Below are 600 nucleotides of genomic sequence, written 5' to 3' on the forward strand. Positions count from 1 at the left end.
GGCCAGGACGACGTGGTCATCGGCACACCCAGTGCCAATCGCGGGCATGCCGCCATCGAGCCGTTGATCGGCTTCTTTGTCAATACGTTGGCGTTGCGTGTCGACTTATCCGATGAGCCCAATACGAGCGAACTGCTTAAGCGCGTGCGGCGCACGACGTTGGACGCACAAGCGCACCAGGACCTGCCATTCGAGCAAGTGGTCGAGATCGTGCAACCGCCGCGTCGGCTCGATCATACGCCGCTGTTTCAGGTGATGTTCGCGTGGCAGAGTAACGAGCGTGCCGCGTGGGATCTGCCGGGGTTGGAAGTCACGCCAGCGGACTTAGCTTACGAGGCGGCTAAGTTCGATCTGGACCTGCATTTGCATGAAGTAGGTGAAGAGATCGTCGGTGCGCTGGGCTATGCGACGGCGCTGTTTGAGCGATTCACGATTGAGCGGCACGTCGGGTATTTGCAGACGATGTTGCGCGCCATGGTGGCTCGCCCCCAGCAGCCGGTGGCCACGCTTGAGTTGCTGTCACCGGCCGAGCGCCAGTTGCTGCTGCAGACATGGAACGCGACGCAGCAGGCGTATCCAAAACATCGGTGCGTGCACCAG

At 61.2% G+C, this 600-nt stretch carries 1 protein-coding gene; it reads left to right on the forward strand.

From position 1 onward, the window contains the following. Positions 1 to 600 (forward strand): condensation domain-containing protein (locus KQH55_RS15585; RefSeq protein ID WP_235091604.1); only part of this gene is annotated, 600 nt, incomplete at both ends.

The organism is Mycetohabitans sp. B3, assembly GCF_021498065.1.
Classification (GTDB): Bacteria; Pseudomonadota; Gammaproteobacteria; order Burkholderiales; family Burkholderiaceae; genus Mycetohabitans.